Below are 18,106 nucleotides of genomic sequence, written 5' to 3' on the forward strand. Positions count from 1 at the left end.
TCACTCCCCGTGTGAGGGTGATGGAGGTCGCCGAGGTTCTTCCCGAATTCGCGGACGCTTTTGCCTTCGAGGAGTTCAACCGGATGCAACGCGAGGCACTGCCAGGGCTGCTCGAGTCCGACGAAAACGTGGTCGCGAGCGCGCCGACGGCCTCGGGCAAGACCGCGCTCGCGGAGCTGGCGATCTGTAAGGCGCTCGCCGACGGCGGGACCGCGCTGTTTATCGCCCCGCTGCGAGCGCTGACGAACGAGAAAGAAGACGACTGGGATCGCTTCGAAGAACTGGATTACTCGGTGTACGTCGTCACGGGTGAGCGGGATCTGAATCCCCGACGCGCGCGACGCGCGGACATCCTCGTGATGACGCCCGAGAAACTCGACTCGGCGACCCGCAAACACGACTCTCGACGCTACGACTTCGTCACCGACATCGACGTCTGCGTCATCGACGAGGTCCACCTGTTGGACGCCGACCGCAGAGGGTCGGTGCTCGAGGTTACGATCTCTCGCCTCCGGCGACTCTGTGACCCCCGCATCGTCGCCCTCTCGGCCACGATGCCGAACGTCGACGACGTGGCCGCGTGGCTCGACGCGCCCGACGAGACCACCTTCGAGTTCGACGAGAGCTATCGTCCCGTCGACCTCAAATCGGGCGTCAAGACCTACACGCACGGTGACAACGCCTTCGCGGACAAGTACCGCCGTCTGTATCGTGCGATCGACCTCGCGGAGCCACACCTCCGGGAGGACGGCCAGTCGCTCGTCTTCGTCTCCTCCCGCCAGGACACCGTCCAGGCGGCCAAGAAGGCGCGAGACGAAATCGCCGAACGAGACATCCCGATGGGCGTTCGCGGCGAGTACGAGTTCCACACCGATCTGAAGGAACGACTCGACGACGACACGCTCTATCACTCCGTCCTCGACGGCGTCGCCTTTCACCACGCCGGGCTCTCGAAGAACGACCGCGACCTCGTCGAAGAGTGGTTCAAAGAGGGACACATCGAACTCCTCTTCTCGACCTCGACGCTCGCGTGGGGCGTCAACCTCCCCGCGCGCTGCGTCGTGATCCGGGATACGAAGATCCACGACCCCCTCGAGGGCGAGGTCGATATGAGTCCCCTCGATGTCCTCCAGATGCTCGGCCGCGCGGGCCGACCGGGCTACGACGACGTCGGCTACGGCTGGGTCGTCTGCGACGGCGCGGACGCGGACAAGTACCGACGGCTGCTTCGCGACGGCAAGGAGATCGAATCCCGCCTCGCGGAGACCTTAGAGACCCACCTCAACGCCGAGATCGCGATGGGGACGATCACCGATCTCGAGGACGTGATGGACTGGCTCGAGACGACCTTCTACTACGTCCGCGGCCAGTCAAAGCCCGAGGAATACGAGTTCCCGAACCTCCGCGGGCGCGTCCGGGACTGCCTCGAGCAGCTGGTCGAGCGCGGCTTCGTGGAGATGGACCCCGAGACCCTCTCGATCGAGGCGACGCCGAGGGGCGTGCTGGCCTCGAAGTACTACCTGCGCCTTGCGACGGCCGTCACGTTCGCAGAGCTGTGCGACCGCGCCGGCGAGGACGGCGGAACACTCGAGGCCGACGACATCCTCGAGGCGGTCGCGACCGCCGAGGAGTTCGACTCGGTCTCGGCCCGCCAGTCCGAACGCGACGCGGTTGACGCGGTGCTCGTCGGCCGAGAGACGGGCGACCTCGAGGCAGGCCAGCGGAAGGTCCTCGCAATTCTCCGGGGGGCCGCGGACGGATCGACGCCCGCGGAGCTCTCGAGCGACGCGTGGGTGATCCGTCGCAACGCGACGCGACTCATCTCCGCGCTTGGGGCGTTTCTCGACCGTCTCGCGGGACCCCACGCGGCCAACCTCGCCCGCCGGGTCGAAGCCCGAATCGAGAACGGCGTCGCCGAAGACGCGGTCGGCCTGACCGCCATCGACGGCGTCGGACCGGGGCGAGCGAGCAAACTGGCCAAAGACGGGCTCTCGACGCCCGGCGACATCGTCGAGACTGGTATCGAGGGGCTCGTCGCTGCCGGCCTCTCGGAAGGGGTCGCAGAGCGCGTCTACGAGGGTTCCCAATCGCTCCCCGCAATCGAGATCGACTGGGGTGAGTTCCCCGAAACCGTCGCGACGGGCGAGAACGAGGTCTGTGAGGTAACGGTTCGGAACGTCGGCGAGCCTTCGCGGGCCGGCCTCCGGGTGACGGTAAATGAGGTGGAGATGACCGCCACGAGCACCTACCTGCGCGACGAGGACACCGTCCCCGTCGGCGTTTTCGGAGCCGACGCCGAGGACCTCGAGTACACCGTCAGTATCGTCTTTCCCGAGGAGCCACTCCTGCCGATCCGAGAGCAGCGGACCGTCGACGTCGTCTGAGCGCGCGGCGGGCGACGACCACGCCCACGCCGGTAACTCGAGCGCGGTGGGTGACGCTCGCTGAAACGCGGGTTAGTCGCTCGCCCGACCCGGCGGATACGGAAGGCCGATAGCTCTTTACAGTTCTGTTGACCAGTTGTGCTATATGCAACCGGACCGCTGGGTAGCGGAACGGGCGTCGATCGCTGATTGGTCGGTCGCTACGGTTCGGGAGACGCAGGCGACCGGGTGGGGAATCGACCGATCCGATGCGGTCGTTGCCGTTCTCGGAAACACGGGGCTGATAGCGACGCTCGTAATCGGAGTGCTCGTACTGCTCGCTGGTGGACTGATAGTCGTGATTCGATCCGGATCGGCGGCGTCGACTAACTCCAGCGCTGAGCCGGCGAACCAGACCGAGACGGAGGCGACGACAGCGACCGAGACGGCTGATCCGAAAGCCGAGTTCGAAGAACGAATCGGATCCCAGACACTCGATCGACTCGAGCCGATCGCACCGGAGGCGGTCGAGCGCGTCCGGACCCGTCGACCGGGCGACCGTGAGGAACGGACTGAAACGGTCGATCAGCTCGAACGCGAGTTGCGTCGAGGCGTCGAGGATGCGATTGTGAACGGCGACCTCGACCCGAGCCTGACCTCGCGATACGGAGAATCCTACGAAATCGTCAATCTCCCGAGCCGGTACCGCGAGGTTACACTGCCGCCGTCGAACGAGACGATACACATCACGGATCTCGAGAGCGTCGCAGGAGATGCCCTCGAGCACGAAGCGGGGGTTCGGACCGTCGAGAAAACCGTCTCGCCACTGTACGATCACTGTCGAGAGATCGAATCGTACGTCGAGCAACGGGAAGAGGCGTTTGCAACGCAGTATACGGCCCTCGAACGGACGCTCGAGGATATCCGCGAGCTGACCGACAGGCTCGAGGGGTCGCTGGGCGAACGGATCTCCGAATTCGTCCTAGAGGGACGACACGGCGAAATCGACGGCGTCGTCGAAATCGAACGGCAGCTCGAAGCAGCGACCCGATCACTGCACCGCTGTGCGTTCGACGAGGCAACACGGACGCTTCGCGACGCACGCCGAGAGAGCGACGAACTACTGCTCACCGTGGACTTTCTTGGCGGACTCGTCGGAACAATCGAGCACGGGAGCGCCCAAATCGAGATACCCGATGGCGTTTCGGTGGCGTTCATCACCGACCTCACGTCGGTCGTCGAACGCGCGTACGACGTCACTGTCGAACTCGAGGGTCGAACGATCATCGTTGACGACCATTCTGAGTCGGTGACGGGCAGTGACCGAACGGCTGATTCGACGGTGACATCGGTGTCGTCGGACGATAGCGCATCGCAGACTGGTCAGCAACGAGAGCGAATCGCGCCGGAATCGGTTGCCGACGAGCTCCTGTTCATCCTCCGGGAACTCGACAGCGTCGGCGATAGCGAGACTGTCGAATGCCAGACCGAACAGCTGCCGGAGACCGTCGCACGACCCGAGGTGCTCTCGGAGTTGGCGACGTTCTGTCGGCGACAGACGGATATCGTTGCGACGGTCGAGTTACAGGACGGCGCGCCGCCGGGATTTCTCGAGCTCGAGTTCGTCGACCAGTTCGGGGCAAGTAGCGGACTCAAAGCGCTTCGAGAGCGATTTACAGATCGGTACGGCGGCTGAAAAGTAGGAAAATCTACTGCCCCGAGAGCGGAGGATAATAACCGTACTGGCCGTTCTCCGGTATCCACCACACGTAATACTTTAGATAGTTCCGCCGTACGGGTAAGATATCCGGAATGACCAACATCTGTAAAATCTGTATGCAACGGGCAACTGAATGGCAAGGTGACTCGCTCACCGACCACGTTCGAGCCGCACACGGTGACGAACCGGCCTCGGTGGAACAAGTGTATCCGGAGTTAGCGGGCGCGCTCGAGGAAGCGGCTCCCGACGGAGAGTCACCGGTGACGGACGGCTCAGCGATCGACGGTCCAGACGACCGGCCAAGCGACGAGTTGATGGACGACTCCTACGGGAAAAAATGGTTCCTCATCGGTGTTGGCGGCGCAGGAAACAACATTCTCGACGCGGTGTTGCTTCGACGCGAGACGCTCGAGGAGAACAACGAACGACGGGCGCGGATCTGGAAGGGGGGCCTCGCCGGCTACGGGCTGTTGAACACGAACGTTAGCGAACTCGAACAGACCTACTACGCCCAAGAGGAGAAAGAATACAGCCGTAACGACCTCCTCCCGAACAGCATCATCGGGTTCGGAAAACACGACTACGCCGGCGCTGGCTACCGCTGGGACATCGGCAAAGAACTCATCGAGGCGGATTTTGCAGACGACGCCGATCCCTTCCGGGAGCGATGGGATCTCCGAAAGGATCGGATTCAGGACTCCCAGGCCGTCATGTTCGTCCACAGCGTCACGAAAGGGACCGGCTGTGGGTCGACACCGGTGCTGGCCGAGAAGATCCGCAACCAAGTTCTCGAGAACGATTTCGTCGTTCCGAAACCGTTGTTCAGTAGTATCGTTATCCCATCAAAAGGGACCGAATACTCGGAGTTCGGCGGGCGAGCAAAAGTCAACGGGATCGTTGGTCTCGCGCGTGCCTCTCGAACGGTCGACGCGATTATTCCGTTCGACAACAACCGTCTCGAGAACGTGCAGGCGGATATCCGTCCGCGAATCGACCGCCTCGACGAGTATAATCCGCCACAGTACCAGGAGATCAACAAACCGCTCGTCGCGTTTCTCGAGGCCTTTACCATGTCGTCGGTCCCGCAGTTCCTCGATCGGGACGCGACGATGTCCATCATGGGCGACGTGTTCGACCCTGCGGACAGTTTCCGTCCCGTCCAAGACAAGTACCGGCACGATCCGGATAACGAGTTCACGCCGGCAGTGATTCTCGCCCCCGTCTTGGGGCGGTCGCGCGCGAACTCGTTCGACCGCTCGAAACTCGAGATTCTCGTCCGGAACGCACTGTTCCAGAACAAACTCGCCGAGTTCGATCCGACGACCGCGTGGGGCGGAACCTTCCTCGTCTACGGTCCCGAAGAGAAGATGGCCGAAGTCTCGGAGTTCGTCGCCGACGGAACGCTCTCGAATATTATCGCGGGCGAGCAGTTCTTGGATGCCGGCGGAACGAGCGGAATCGAATCGATCGACATCCATCTCAAACAACTCGTCACCCCGTACCTCGACGACGTTTACCTCTGGGGAACGCTCTGGAATCCAGAGATGCCGTCACTCGAGGAGATGTACAACCACGCCCAGACGCTCAAGCAAGAGGGGAACAGCCAACAGGCCGAAAACGTTCGAGACGCGTGGGAGAACGTCGAAACGCTGTTCTCCTGTCTGGGACGAGAGAATATGGCGTGACGTGGTTTGCTGTAACGACGTACCGGTGAGGCCGTAGGACCGAATCACGGCCCCACCGAAAACGACTGACAGTAGACAGTTCGAGTCGATCGAGACGTACTCGACGGTGCGGCGACAGCAACCGACCGGTCTCGTCGGCGTCCTCGATCGGCCTCGAACACGGCCAACGCCGAGAGGGGAAACGATCGGACGGGACCGAATTTCGATCATCCAGCCGAGCTAGCCTCGGAATAATCCGTAAACGAGACATATCAGGGCAGAAGGTTAATCACGGATTGCACTCATGCGTTCGCTGTGCAATGGCAGCGGATGGTAATACGCTCCGGTGGAAGCTCGGGTGGTCACCGTGGCTCGTGATCGGCAGTATCGTAATCGTCAGTACAATCGTCGGCGTGGCACTGGAAGCCACTGGTTGGTTCTTCATCCTCGGACTCGCGGCGGGATTCGGGACATGGTATTGGGGTGTTGTAGAGATCAACAACAGCTATCAGCCGTATATCGAGAGCTTTCTCAGTCGATCCGAACAGAACGCGAAACGCGGAATCAATGTCGAAGACGGTGAGCTGTACAACCTGACGTACACATCTGGACAGTCCCCTCTGCTGGTCGAACCCGATGATACGTACTTCAACACTACGATCGTCGTGACCGAGACATCGATCAACCTCAATAAAGGGGCGACGTACAACATGAAATCCCGCTCAGGAAAGGGTGGCGGGACGAACGAAGAGATTTATTATGATCAAGTGACCGGAGTTCAGTCCCATCAGGGCGGGAACGTCACCGAACTCGAGATTCAGATGTCCGGCGGCAACTCGACTAAAATCCGATCGAACAAGACGGATACCGTCGATTCGGTCGTCTCCGACGTCAGACAGCGTGTCCGCAAACTCAAGCGGCCCGGAGCCGGCCGTCAACGGCCGGATACTACCGGCTCGATGGCTCACGCTGCCGGCAGTGAACAACAGGAACCCCCACGAAGATCGTCGGCAAACGATTCGACGGACCGCTCTGCGCCCGATGACACAGGAACCGAGTCCTCGAGCCACGATTCGTCACCCCACCCCGTCACAGCAGTCGCGGACAGTGTCGGCAGGGACGCGAACCCACGTGACCCGCTCGCCGAGGAGTTATGTCGCATGCTCGCCGATCCGTCAGCAAACGAAGCGCAACTCGAGACGACGCTCGAGACCGTAGTCGACCGACTCGAACGGACGAAAGCGGTTACGGACACCGTCGAACGGATCGACGACCCGACAGCGACGACACAGGTCGAATCAGCAAAACGAACGCTCGTCGAGCAGGACGACACGCTTTCGAACACCGTCGAACGACTGCTCGATCGACTCCTCGAGGGTGAGGAGGCGTCCACCGTTACCGAACTCGAGGAAACGCTATCGGAGCGTGAAGCCGAACTGGAACGGCACAAAGCTGTCGAGAACCGCCTCCGAGATGCAGCCAGTTCGATCTGCCGAGATGCCAGCCAGCGCGGTGTCGTTTCCTTCCAATCGGAGGATGTCATCGATCGATTGGATCGGCTCGCAGCCGCACTCAAACGCGAGGATATCGTACTCGAGACGCCAGATTCGACGGGAGGATTTTCGTCGGTCGTCGACGATGTCGAACGGACGGCCCGACCGCAGACGGCTCAATCCAGACAGCTCCTTGAGACGATCGGTAACCCCGAACAAACCGAAGCGCAGAGACGGTCGGCTCTGCAGTCGGCGGTCGAGACGCTCGACGAGTTCGCCGATTTACAGGCCGCTGTCGCGGATATCGGCGAGCGCGACGTTCGTCGGCGGCTCGACTCGCTCGACGATGAACTGCAGTCAGAAGACGGAGCGGTCTATCGCCACCTCGCCGATCGAGTTCGGGAGTTGGAGTCGATGCTCAACCGCGGTGGCGTCGATGACGTGCAGTTGTACGCGATCTATCAGGAGAGTACGTTCTACGATCGGACGTTTCTGCCGCGGTTGTCGCGGTCCCAAACCGAGTCGGAGTCGGTCGATACCGATCAGCTCCGCAGCACTGTCGACGCGCGCATCGCGTCCATCGAGAACGAATACGTTTCCGTCAGAGCCGATCACAACCATACGATCCCGACGCACTTCCTGTCGCTCGCGGAGGAACTCAGCGCGGAAGCGGACTCGCTCGAGAGACGACATCCCCAACGCGCGGCCGGTGTCCTGTCAGCTACAGATGACCTCCTCGGCCACGTAGAACAGCTGTACGAGCGAAACGAGTACAGCGTCATGCTTCGCCGGCTCCGTGGGTGATCCCCGCTCGAGGCGTGCATCGATATCAGTCGGTCGACCGTCACGCGACACGGACGTGTATTCTTTGTTAGTACGCATTCATATTTCAGCATATACTCCTCAAATTACGCCTTAATGGCGCGGAAGGGGCGATAAACGCGGAAGGGCCAATATCTTTAATAGGTGATATTCGAGAAAGTCTATTATCAATACATGTGCCAGTCAATTACTATTTTCAGCGGAAAGCAGAACCGCTGGCTGATACGCAAATGACGTACCTGTTCGTAGGGGCGGGACAGGCGGGTGGTGCGATCGTCGATTCCATCTTCGAATACACCGACGATTCGATGCTCGGACTGTTCGAATCGACCGACATCTCGACTCTCGGTCGACCACTGGTGTTCAATTCGACGATGCGTGATCTCCAGAACCTGTCGAACGTTCCCGCCGAAGATCAGTACGGTGTGGCAGAACAGCACGGACTGGTTCAGGGAACCGAACCGGGATTCGAAGAGATGGTGACTGGCGGCTTCGGGCGGAATCCAGTTGCCGCCGACGAGGTGATGGACGAACACGCGTCGGAACTCCAAACGATTCTTGGCGAGAAGTTCGGTACCGCCTTCGAGTCGGACCTCGACGAAGAGAGCGACGAGGACGCTGGAGAGATCGATCCGAGTGGGAGCGACACGATTCAGTTTGCGTTTCTCTTTCTCGGACTCGGCGGCGGAACGGGCTGTGGAATCGGTCCGCACCTCGCCCGTCAACTCAAGGAGTTCACCGATGGCCGGACCCAAATCGTCGCGGTCGCAGTGCTCCCAAACACCCGAGGAGGAGCGACGGGGGACGACGACACTAGTGCAGGCCGGCAGGCGTGGAACACACGGTACGGTCTGGACCGCCTCGAAGACGAAGTCGACGGCGTCATCCTCGTCGATAATCAGCGCCTCTCCTACCTCGATTCGGCAGGTGGCGAGTTCGGAAAGTACAACGAGTACGTCGCCACGGCGATTCACGATATGGTTGCAGGACCGATGCTGAATAGCGTCGACGCGAGCGAGGTCGATGGGATCGACACACCGGACATCGACGTTCGAGACCTCCTCACGTCGCTGTCGTTCGGTGTCGGCACCGACGAGGCGAAGCCGGGATACGGTGCGATCGGCCGGTCGGTAACCATGACCAGATCATTGGCGGGCTATCTGTTACCGGTCGTCGGTAAGCGCGCGATCGACAGCGCGGCGATTTCCAGACTCTCAGTGTCGAAACAATCACTCGCGAACGCCGATATCGGCGACGCACAGAAGGCCATCGCGTTGATCAGAGCACCTAGCTCGAGGCTGGGTGCTGGTCCACACAGCGTCGAGACGGGAACGGTGAAAGAGTTCCTCGAGGGGAGTTCTCAGTTGGGAGAAGTCAACCTCGGCGTCGCACTCAGCGATCGGAACCTCGTCTCGGTGACGAGCGTCCTGACCTACCGTCGCGAGGATATCGATCGCCTCGAGGAGATCGAATCGGCGGCCGACGCCTACGAGGAAGAGACGGAGGAACTGCTCGCATGAGACGCGGGCGGGTGCGGATCGTGACTGGCGTGCTCGCGTTCGTCCTGACAGTCAGTGTGGCTGCCGGAACGAGCGTCGCAGCTGGCACGTCGTCGGTCGGGCAGGCCATTGACGCAACCGAACTGGCGATGACGACACAGACGCTCGCTGGCCAGCCACTCCTCATCGCGGCCGGCGGACTCCTTCTCGGCGCAGGTCTCGGCGTCGCGGTTGCAAGTGGTCTCACCTACTGGTACAAGAACAGAGAGATCCAGGGGCGACTACGATGATCGGGCGCAGACAGCTCGCAGTGGGCCTAGTGATACTGGCGATGGGACTCGTCGTCGTCACCGGGACTGGCGTCGCAGACACGGCAGAACACTGTGACGACGAGGAGGCGGCGATCGTGAGTGAGTTCGACGAGACCCTTGCGAATAATGAAACGCTCTCACTACACGAAGAGACGACGTTCGAGGTCGCCCACTGCGGTGAGACGAGAACGCAAGACGACTGGTTGAACCACTCGAACGCGGAGGGGTTCAACGTGTCAGATCGGAATAACGGCGTCTACACCGTCGAAATTACCGGGAAAACGCCGACGTTCGACTTTGCAGACTACGCTGAAGTTGACGAATTCGAAGACGAACCCGACGGACTCGTCGTCGAGGTCCCTACGCCGGCGACGTTCGGCGAGGGCGGCGAACCTGCCGATCCCGACGGAGAGTACGAAGCACTCGTCGCAGAGTACCACGATGCAACTGTCAATTTCGAGAACGCAACCGACGAGTTGGACGCGGTTCGGGAGACCATCGAGTCGAGCGACGATCCCGATTTGGAAGAGGCACTCGAGACGGTGAACGCGGTCGAAGAGCGCCAGGAGAGGATGACCGGCGCGGAAACCGCGGCTATCGAACACGTGATCCAAGAGATGGATGATGGGAATATGACGGGCGCTTTCGGAGCCATCGCGACGATCGAAGCACAGCAACACGAACGCGCGGATTCGCTCGAGAAGTCGACCGAGACCTATCGGACGACGGTCGAGAACGAACGGGACGAGCCACAAATGACGGTTCGACTCACGCTGGGTGGCTCGCTACTGGGCGGGCTCCTGGCCGGGGTTCTTGCGGGCGCGGCGATACCGCTCGTCGCCGCGAAGCGCGTCGAGTCGAAAATGCGACTGAGTCGGAACGTGACGTACAATCGCAACACTGCACTGTTGCCGATTCTCGTGGGCGTCGTCCTCGTGATCGGCGGGATCGCGGTGCTTGCCCTCGTCGGCTGGGCGGATCTAGTGGGGGTGATTCGATGAACGCGAACGCGAAGACCGCGTTCGGCATCGGCGCCCTCGTCGCCCTCGCAGCAGCGGCCAGTGCCGGCGTCTTCGTCTGGTCCGGCTCGCAGGCGGCAACCTGGTTCGTGATCGTGGGCATCCCCCTGATCACCGTGGCAGGAATCGCACTGTATGTCCGCGGCGTCATCGCACGGAGCGGGACGAGCGAACAGCAGTTCGTTCGAACCCGTGCCCAATCGACTGCCGAGGAGTTTCAAACGTGTATTCGTCGGATAAACGAACTGCAGAACGCTTATTCCGACTGGAATCCCGCAATCGACGCACGGCTGGACTCGGTCGCCGGTGACTTCCGAGCGGAGGGCGTCGATTTCGATCTCGAGTCGGGCGCGTACGATCTCGGAAAGGGAGTCAACAACGCCGATCTACCGGCGTTCGAACAGCTTTCTACGGAGGTCGACAATCTCGAGACGACCGTCGATGCGTCGTTGCGAGAGTTCGGAGAGGAGGAGCTCTCACGAATCGAAACAACCCTCGAGCGACTCGATGAGGCCACCCTCGTCCAGTTCGATCGACGGCTGCAGCGTCCCGTAGACGACGCGCCGATTCCGGAGTTTCGGGACGCAATCGACAGTGCTCGGGAGGACGCAGTCGAGACGATCGAGACGGCCATCGAAACCGTCCGCGAGATGGGGCGTGGCGAGACTCGGCCGGACGACAGTGAGGCGGTCGAGCGGGACCTCGAGTCGGCTAGCGAGGCGGTCGACCGATACGAGTTCGAGTCGGCCGCCGACTCAATTCTTGCCGCACAGGACCGGCTCCGAGACGAGTTCGCCGGTTCGTTCGAGATGGAACGAGACGCCGTGTTGGCACTCACTGCCGCAGTCACGGAGGCGGACGTTGCCGAACACGTCGACGCAGACTATCTCGACGACGTCTCTCGGATCGAATCGACCGTCGACGGAATGGATTCGGCACTCGATCTCACGGAACTGAGCCGTCCACGGTCGGAGCTCCGTCGAACCTGCGTCGACATGATCGCGACGATGGAGCGCGAACTCGCAGCAGACGTACGAACGCTTCGAAACGCGGACCTCCCGTCGGGCTACTACACGGAGCCCGCAGTCGTCGACGAACAGTTCGTCGACGAGATCAACGAGATCGACGACTTCGGCGAGTTTACCGAACGGTGGGCGACGATTGCAGCGGAGTTACGTGACGCGCTGGACACTGCGAGTACGAAAGCAGCCGTCATCGATGCCTACGACGATGTCGCCGAAACGATCGAGACGGAACTCGAGCAACACGGGGAGGTGACGGGTGACGCGTTACCGGTTCGACATGCCGATCAGTTCCTCGGGCTCTACTTCCGTCGAAACGACTCAGTGGAGTTCGATCCGGATACTCCTCTTCTCAGGCGGGGAACCGTGGAGACGCACGAACTGACGATCGATATCACGTACGATCGAGGCGGAGAAACCCGGACGGCGACGATCGAACTAACCGACAGCGGGTACACGGAGACGGTGACGATCGAGACGCGAATCGCCGGAACGGCCACCATCACCGACGTTCCGGCCGGAACCTACACGCTCTCAGCCGATCCCGGCGACGAGATGTTCGGCCGCGTCGAGCGCGAGATCCGTCTCGAGGAGGAGACGACGACGAGCATCGAGTTTACCGAGCAAAGCCTTCGCGAACAGGTTTGTGCGGACGTCGAGACGGATATCGAAGCGATCCTTCCGGAGGTACGTCCCCGGCTCGAGACGCTATTCGAGGACGAAGGCTACGTCTCGACGGCGACCGATCTCCCCGTACGGTCGTCGTACGCACCGTGCGTGCTGGCGGTGTGGGCAGATCAAACCAGCTACGACGTGTGTCGAGACGGCGAGGCGGTCGTCGTCTACGATCGGGACCAACTCGAGCGGGAACTGACCAACGTCCTCCGGTACAACGTCGAGTCCGGCGATCGACTCGCGTTCGACGAACTCGAGCAGAACTTCCTTTCGGCACCGGTTCCCGGTCCGGTTATTCGAGACGTGATCGAGGGAATCGACAGCGAACACCGCGTGACGGCGACCGAAACGGCGATCGAGGTACACTGACAAATGGCACAATCGGATACGTTTACGAGATGGAGCGTCATCGCCTCGGGAGAGGGTGGCGGGCGCATCGCGTCACAGTTTTTCGACCGAAGCGAAAACCCAGGAATCGACGATCGGATTCTGGTGATGAACACGAATCGGGCCGATCTCCGAAACACGATCGATCGGATGAAGGGGGAGTTGAGGGCCGGTCAAAACAGCGAAGAGGTCATGGAGTCACACGCCCTGGAGTTCGGGTCACAGCAGGGCGCGGGAAACTTCTTCCCGAACGGCGAAGCCTGTGCACAGGAGGACCTCGGCCGGATCGTCAGCCGGATCAAGGACTTCAGTTCGACTGACGCGTTCATGCACGCCGTTACCCTCGGCGGCGGAACTGGGAACGGCTCGATCCCGTACGTCGTCGATCAATTCAAAAACGGACTCCACGATCTGGACGACGACAACGTGTTCGAAAACTGGATGGACAGCGTCATCCACACTGCCTTCGGCGTCTGGCCGCACTACTACGAGCAGCCACAGCGGCACTTCAACGCGGTTTGTGGCCTCTCTCGACTGCTTCGGACCGAAGACGGTGAGCAGAACGCCGACATGGTGTTGCTCGCATCGAACTCACATCTCGACGAGCAAGAGAGTGGGACCGGTCGCGAGTACGATTCGATCAACGAAGCGATCATTACGGCGGTCGATCTGATGATCGGTGCCGGACGCGAGACGCGAAGCGTCATCGACGTCAAAGACTACGTGACGCTTCCGTCTCAGATGGACGCCTACCACTTTACGCCGGCAGTCGCGACCGATCTCAACGGCGACGTGTACGAACTCGAGTACATGTTCGACAAGGCGACGGAGAACGCGTATATTCCGATGGACGTCGGGACGACGGCGGCCGCTTACGCCATCGTGCGTGCGCCCGAACGAATGATCGAGAACGGGGAGATCACCGAACCCGACGTGTACGGCGCGTTCCGCGAGTGGACGGGAAAACACGAGATCAACGTGGCCGGCCAGGCCACCCTCACGCCGAAGCAGGGCCGTGGCTCCGACGTCGACGTCCTGTTGTTGCTCGGCGGGTTCGACCTCAACCCGCTGCTCGAGCACTCGTGGGATGACTTCGAGATGCTCGGTGACAGCCTCACCGGACACGGTGGCGGAAGTGGTGACCTCTCTCGAGCGGAACTCGATCGGATCGTCGACAACCTCGATTCGTACGTGGCAAAGAACGCGGAGTGATCGTCGAGGATGAACGCACACGAAGTCACCGCAGACGGCCACCGACAACCGACGAGCCGTCTCCTGCTCGCACTCACCCTCGTTGTCGCGCTCGCACTCGCCGGCACGCTCTTCGCCGGCGCCGTCGCAGGCGAAGACGATGGATCACTCGAGCGCGATGGACACAATCTCTCGGTCGATCTATCGGGCATCGACGGAGACCCGGACGAGTTGATCGTCGAGGTGAACGAGCCAGCAGGGATCACCTACACGGAGAACGCGAGCGGTGAGACGGGCGACATCGACGTCGACCTGACGGATCCGGACGAACCGATCGGAAACGAGTCGCTGACGGCGGCGAACGTCACGGTAACGGTGACGCTTGCCGACGACGAGCCAGAGACCGTCCCCCGCAACGAGATCGTCGGGCTCCACTACGCGACGTTCGACGAGACGGTCCCAGTCTGGATCGCGGACGGCGAGGTCCGAATTGCACTGGCCGACGACGGAACCGGCGGACTCGTCGGCAACGAGACCGTCCAGATCGCCGCCGACGAATCCGGAGACACCATCGACGGGACGATTCGGAACGGTGGGACACAGCTCGCGATCGACCATGATGAGTTCGTAGACCACGTCTCCGCAACCGACGAGTTCACCATCGATATCTACGAAAACGGAGGGACGGTAACGGAGGGCCACCGATCACTCGGGCCGGAACTGCGATCCGTCGACGATCAACTCGTCGTCTGGCACCCGCTCCTCGAGACCGATCGGGAGTACGATATCGACGCAGAAGACGCCGACGGACGGTACGTAGCGACCGACGAACCATCCGAGCCGGGAACGCTCGCGCTCTCGACGCTCTCTCTCGGCGACGACCTTTCCGTCGAAGTAAGCGAGACGGACGGGGACGAACTCCAGTTCGAGATCGACGACGCAACCGCGATCGATCCGATCGAATTGAACGCGACGATCGTCGACGACTCGACGCTCGAGTTCGAACAGGGCGTCGCTGGACTGGACGTAAGCAACGCGGTGCTCGCGTCGAACGACACGCGGCAGTTCGACGTCGACGGCGCTATCGACGAGAACGGCCGGCTCGACCTCGGCAACGAAACCGTGACGGCAGACGACGACTTGCTGCTCGCAACCAGTGCCGGCATCGCGTCGGTCGAGCTCGACAAGAGTGAGAGCGAAACGGAAAATGAGGGAACTTTCAGCAGCGTTCTCGACTACATCTGGTACGGAATCGCGATCGGCCTTCCGCTCGTGTTCGGCGTCGTGGTCGGAATCATCGGAACGCGAATCGGTGGCTACCCGACCCGAAAGAGACTCGGGGTCGCTACCGTTCTCGGATTCGGGGTCGTGCTGACGATCGTCATTTCGGTCCTCTGGCTCCAAACGACCGGGTTCTGGCCGCTAGAATCGACCGAACCGAGCACGTACGGCCTCATCGCTGGGGGCGTGCTCGGAATCGCTCTCGTCCCGACAACCTACGCCGTGCTCGGTCCGCGAATCGCGGGCAGTAGTCCCGCGTTTTCGGCAACCGTGACCGTCACCGACGGCAATCAACCCCTCCAGGGACAGACGACGGTATACTATCGGAGCGCGGCCAACGAAGATATCAACGGAGCCGAGACGGTTACCGATGGAACAGGCGCGATAACGATACCGGAGCGCGGAACCTGGGAACTCGCCGCCAAACACGGTTCACAGACATCCAATCCCGTCACCATCACCGGTCGACGCTCGAGTGCGACACTCACGATCCCGTTCTCGTCGACGATCACCGTCACGGATCAGCGCGGGGATCCGATTCCCGGCGCGTCGATCACAACTGACGACGAGACTGTCGAGACGGATACCGCCGGAACGGCGACTCTGTCACCCTCGGACGACGCCTCAAGCATCGATGTCTCGGTCGAGCACGAAAAGTACCGACCTGAGACGATGACAGTCGAGTTCGGAAAGCGTTCGGACAAGCGGCTCACGCTCACGGCCCAAACCGGACGCGTCAAGCTTATCTCCCAGATCGACGGCGTTCGAACCGGGGCGACGAGGCTCCAGCTCACGCCAGCACGTACCGAACAGTACCTGCAGCAACGATCGGCGGGAACGACCGTGACGACGGGAGCCGATGGCGTCGCCACGGTCGATGGGGTCATGATCGGCAACTATCGCGTCGAATCCTCGATTTCGACCGGACCGACGAGTCCGTTCGACGGAGCCGACAGCAGTCTGACAGTTGCGACGGACGGGACGGCGAGTGCAACGCTCGAGACGCGGTTCACCTGGTCGCTCTCGCGGAGGCAGCGGGAACGGATCGACGAAATCCGGCAGGATGTTCGATCGCTTTCCAGCTACTCAGGACGGGACACGAGCATCCCGAAATACTACGGCTCGGTCATCGAATCGATGCTCGAGACGGTCGAGTCGATGCCCAACGCGGGCCACCACTTCGTGGCGTTCGACGACGAGCCGGATGTGGTTGCAAACGCAATTCTCGACTCCGCGTCGCGGACGACCGAGGCGATCAACGAGGCGATGACGACCAAACGGAACGCCGACCTCTTCGCGGCCTGTGCGGATATGCCCGATCCCAGAATCGACTGGAGCGGGGAACATTCGCTGTCGGAACTCCTCGAGCGCCTCGAGTCCGATCCGGGAACGCAGCGCAAAGCGGTCAAAGAGCGCTACAAGGAGGTAGGAACGCGGATCGAAGCGCAACGCCGGGAGGTCTCGGAGATCGCACCCGCACAAGAGATGCACCAGTGCGCCTGGGACCTAATTGGTGAGACCGACCGCGGGGGGGACGCGATCGTGATCGGCTACACGTCCTTGCTCCTCCTCGACGCGGTCGAACAGCTGTTCGAACACGATGCACTCACCGAACGACTCTCACGGACGGTGTTCTAAGTAGATGACCGACACACACACGACTCGGCTGACGCTGATCGTCATCGCCGTCGTCGTTGCGACGCTGGTGACGATTCCGCTGTTCGGCGCCAGCGTCACCGCTGCCGATGGCGACGACCCCGAAACGGCGAACGAATACTTCGAGACGTTCCGTGCGATGGAGGGTGTCGACGCCTACGAGGAGTACGACGAACTCGAAACGATTCGTACGTACGCCGTCTCACAGACCCAAGAGACCGGGACGCTCGACGACGACGAACGCGACGAACTCGCGGCCGTCCTCGCAACGATGACGGCGTTCGAGCGTGCGTACACCGAGGCCGAAGACGGGTCTTACGAAGAGAGTCTCGGAGCGGCCGAGGAGACCGGCGAAGCGATATCGGAGCTCGAAACGCACGAACAGACACAAGCGACGCTTGCCGATCTCGCCTTGACTCGTTTCTACGAGACACTCGGCGACGGACTCCACGACGACGTGGAAGCTGCCGAGCGAACGCCGGAGCGGATCGATCTGCTCTCGATGACCGCGACAGCGTACGAACGAGCAAACATGCCCGAGGAATCGGCGGAGTTCAACCTGCAGGCCGAACAACTGACGGCCGAGTACGACGGTGCACTCGAGGAGATCGAGACCGCCGAATCCGACAGCGAGTCGTTCCTCGAGACGTGTGCCGACTGTACCGAGTTCCAGGCGGCCCTCGTCGGAAGCACGAATCCGCTCGAGACGTTCGAAAACTATCGGAGCGCCCTGGACGTAAGCGCCACGCTCGGCGATGCAGAAGACGAGGCGGCGACACACGGGCTCGAGGAGCGCGAGGAAGCGCTTGCTGCGGCCGGCAGCGACGTCGGCGACGCACGGCTCTCGCTCGCGCTCGCCTCGAGTGCGGTGCTGATCGGATACGGGACCGTCGTGGGACTGTTCGGAGCGATCGTCGTCAGCCGGATCTTCAGCTGGCGACGGACGTACGACAGGGCACAGATCGGTTCCGTCGTGACGGCAGGTGAGAACGATGTCTAAACG

At 61.6% G+C, this 18,106-nt stretch carries 11 protein-coding genes; all 11 read left to right on the forward strand.

The window, feature by feature from the left end:
* Positions 1-20 precede the first annotated feature (20 nt).
* The 11 genes from NATTI_RS0106845 to NATTI_RS0106895 all read left to right on the forward strand — a co-directional run bounded on the left by NATTI_RS0106845 (position 21) and on the right by NATTI_RS0106895 (position 18,103).
* Positions 21-2,384 (forward strand): DEAD/DEAH box helicase, encoded by a 2,364-nt coding sequence (locus NATTI_RS0106845; protein ID WP_006088649.1) that lies wholly within the window; start codon positions 21-23, stop codon positions 2,382-2,384.
* Between the two features lie 145 nt (positions 2,385-2,529).
* Complete coding sequence (locus NATTI_RS0106850; protein WP_006088650.1) at positions 2,530-4,059, forward strand: hypothetical protein; 1,530 nt, start codon at positions 2,530-2,532, stop codon at positions 4,057-4,059.
* Positions 4,060-4,175: 116 nt separating this feature from the next.
* Complete coding sequence (locus NATTI_RS0106855) at positions 4,176-5,768, forward strand: FtsZ/tubulin family protein (RefSeq protein WP_006088651.1); 1,593 nt, start codon at positions 4,176-4,178, stop codon at positions 5,766-5,768.
* Positions 5,769-6,067: 299 nt separating this feature from the next.
* Positions 6,068-8,044: a hypothetical protein gene (locus NATTI_RS0106860; protein ID WP_006088652.1), complete on the forward strand. Its 1,977-nt coding sequence runs from the start codon at positions 6,068-6,070 to the stop codon at positions 8,042-8,044.
* 248 nt (positions 8,045-8,292) lie between these two features.
* Positions 8,293-9,582: an FtsZ/tubulin family protein gene (locus NATTI_RS0106865; protein WP_006088653.1), complete on the forward strand. Its 1,290-nt coding sequence runs from the start codon at positions 8,293-8,295 to the stop codon at positions 9,580-9,582.
* Positions 9,579-9,851, forward strand: a complete 273-nt coding sequence (locus NATTI_RS0106870) for a hypothetical protein (RefSeq protein WP_019991697.1) — start codon at positions 9,579-9,581, stop codon at positions 9,849-9,851. Before NATTI_RS0106865 ends, NATTI_RS0106870 begins: the two co-directional genes overlap by 4 nt.
* Positions 9,848-10,873, forward strand: a complete 1,026-nt coding sequence (locus NATTI_RS0106875; RefSeq protein ID WP_152423927.1) for a hypothetical protein — start codon at positions 9,848-9,850, stop codon at positions 10,871-10,873. Before NATTI_RS0106870 ends, NATTI_RS0106875 begins: the two co-directional genes overlap by 4 nt.
* Positions 10,870-12,957, forward strand: a complete 2,088-nt coding sequence (locus NATTI_RS0106880; RefSeq protein ID WP_006088656.1) for a carboxypeptidase-like regulatory domain-containing protein — start codon at positions 10,870-10,872, stop codon at positions 12,955-12,957. Before NATTI_RS0106875 ends, NATTI_RS0106880 begins: the two co-directional genes overlap by 4 nt.
* 3 nt (positions 12,958-12,960) lie before the next feature.
* The gene (locus NATTI_RS0106885; protein WP_006088657.1) at positions 12,961-14,187 is read left to right on the forward strand and encodes an FtsZ/tubulin family protein; all 1,227 of its coding nucleotides are present in this window, start codon (positions 12,961-12,963) and stop codon (positions 14,185-14,187) included.
* A gap of 9 nt (positions 14,188-14,196) precedes the next feature.
* Positions 14,197-17,085, forward strand: coding sequence for a hypothetical protein (locus NATTI_RS24960; protein ID WP_019991699.1), 2,889 nt, complete (start codon positions 14,197-14,199; stop codon positions 17,083-17,085).
* 4 nt (positions 17,086-17,089) lie between these two features.
* Positions 17,090-18,103 carry a hypothetical protein gene (locus tag NATTI_RS0106895; protein ID WP_006088660.1) on the forward strand — a complete coding sequence of 338 codons (1,014 nt, stop codon included), beginning with the start codon at positions 17,090-17,092 and terminating at the stop codon, positions 18,101-18,103.
* Positions 18,104-18,106: the final 3 nt, after the last annotated feature.

This window comes from Natronorubrum tibetense GA33, from assembly GCF_000383975.1.
Classification (GTDB): Archaea; Halobacteriota; Halobacteria; order Halobacteriales; family Natrialbaceae; genus Natronorubrum; species Natronorubrum tibetense.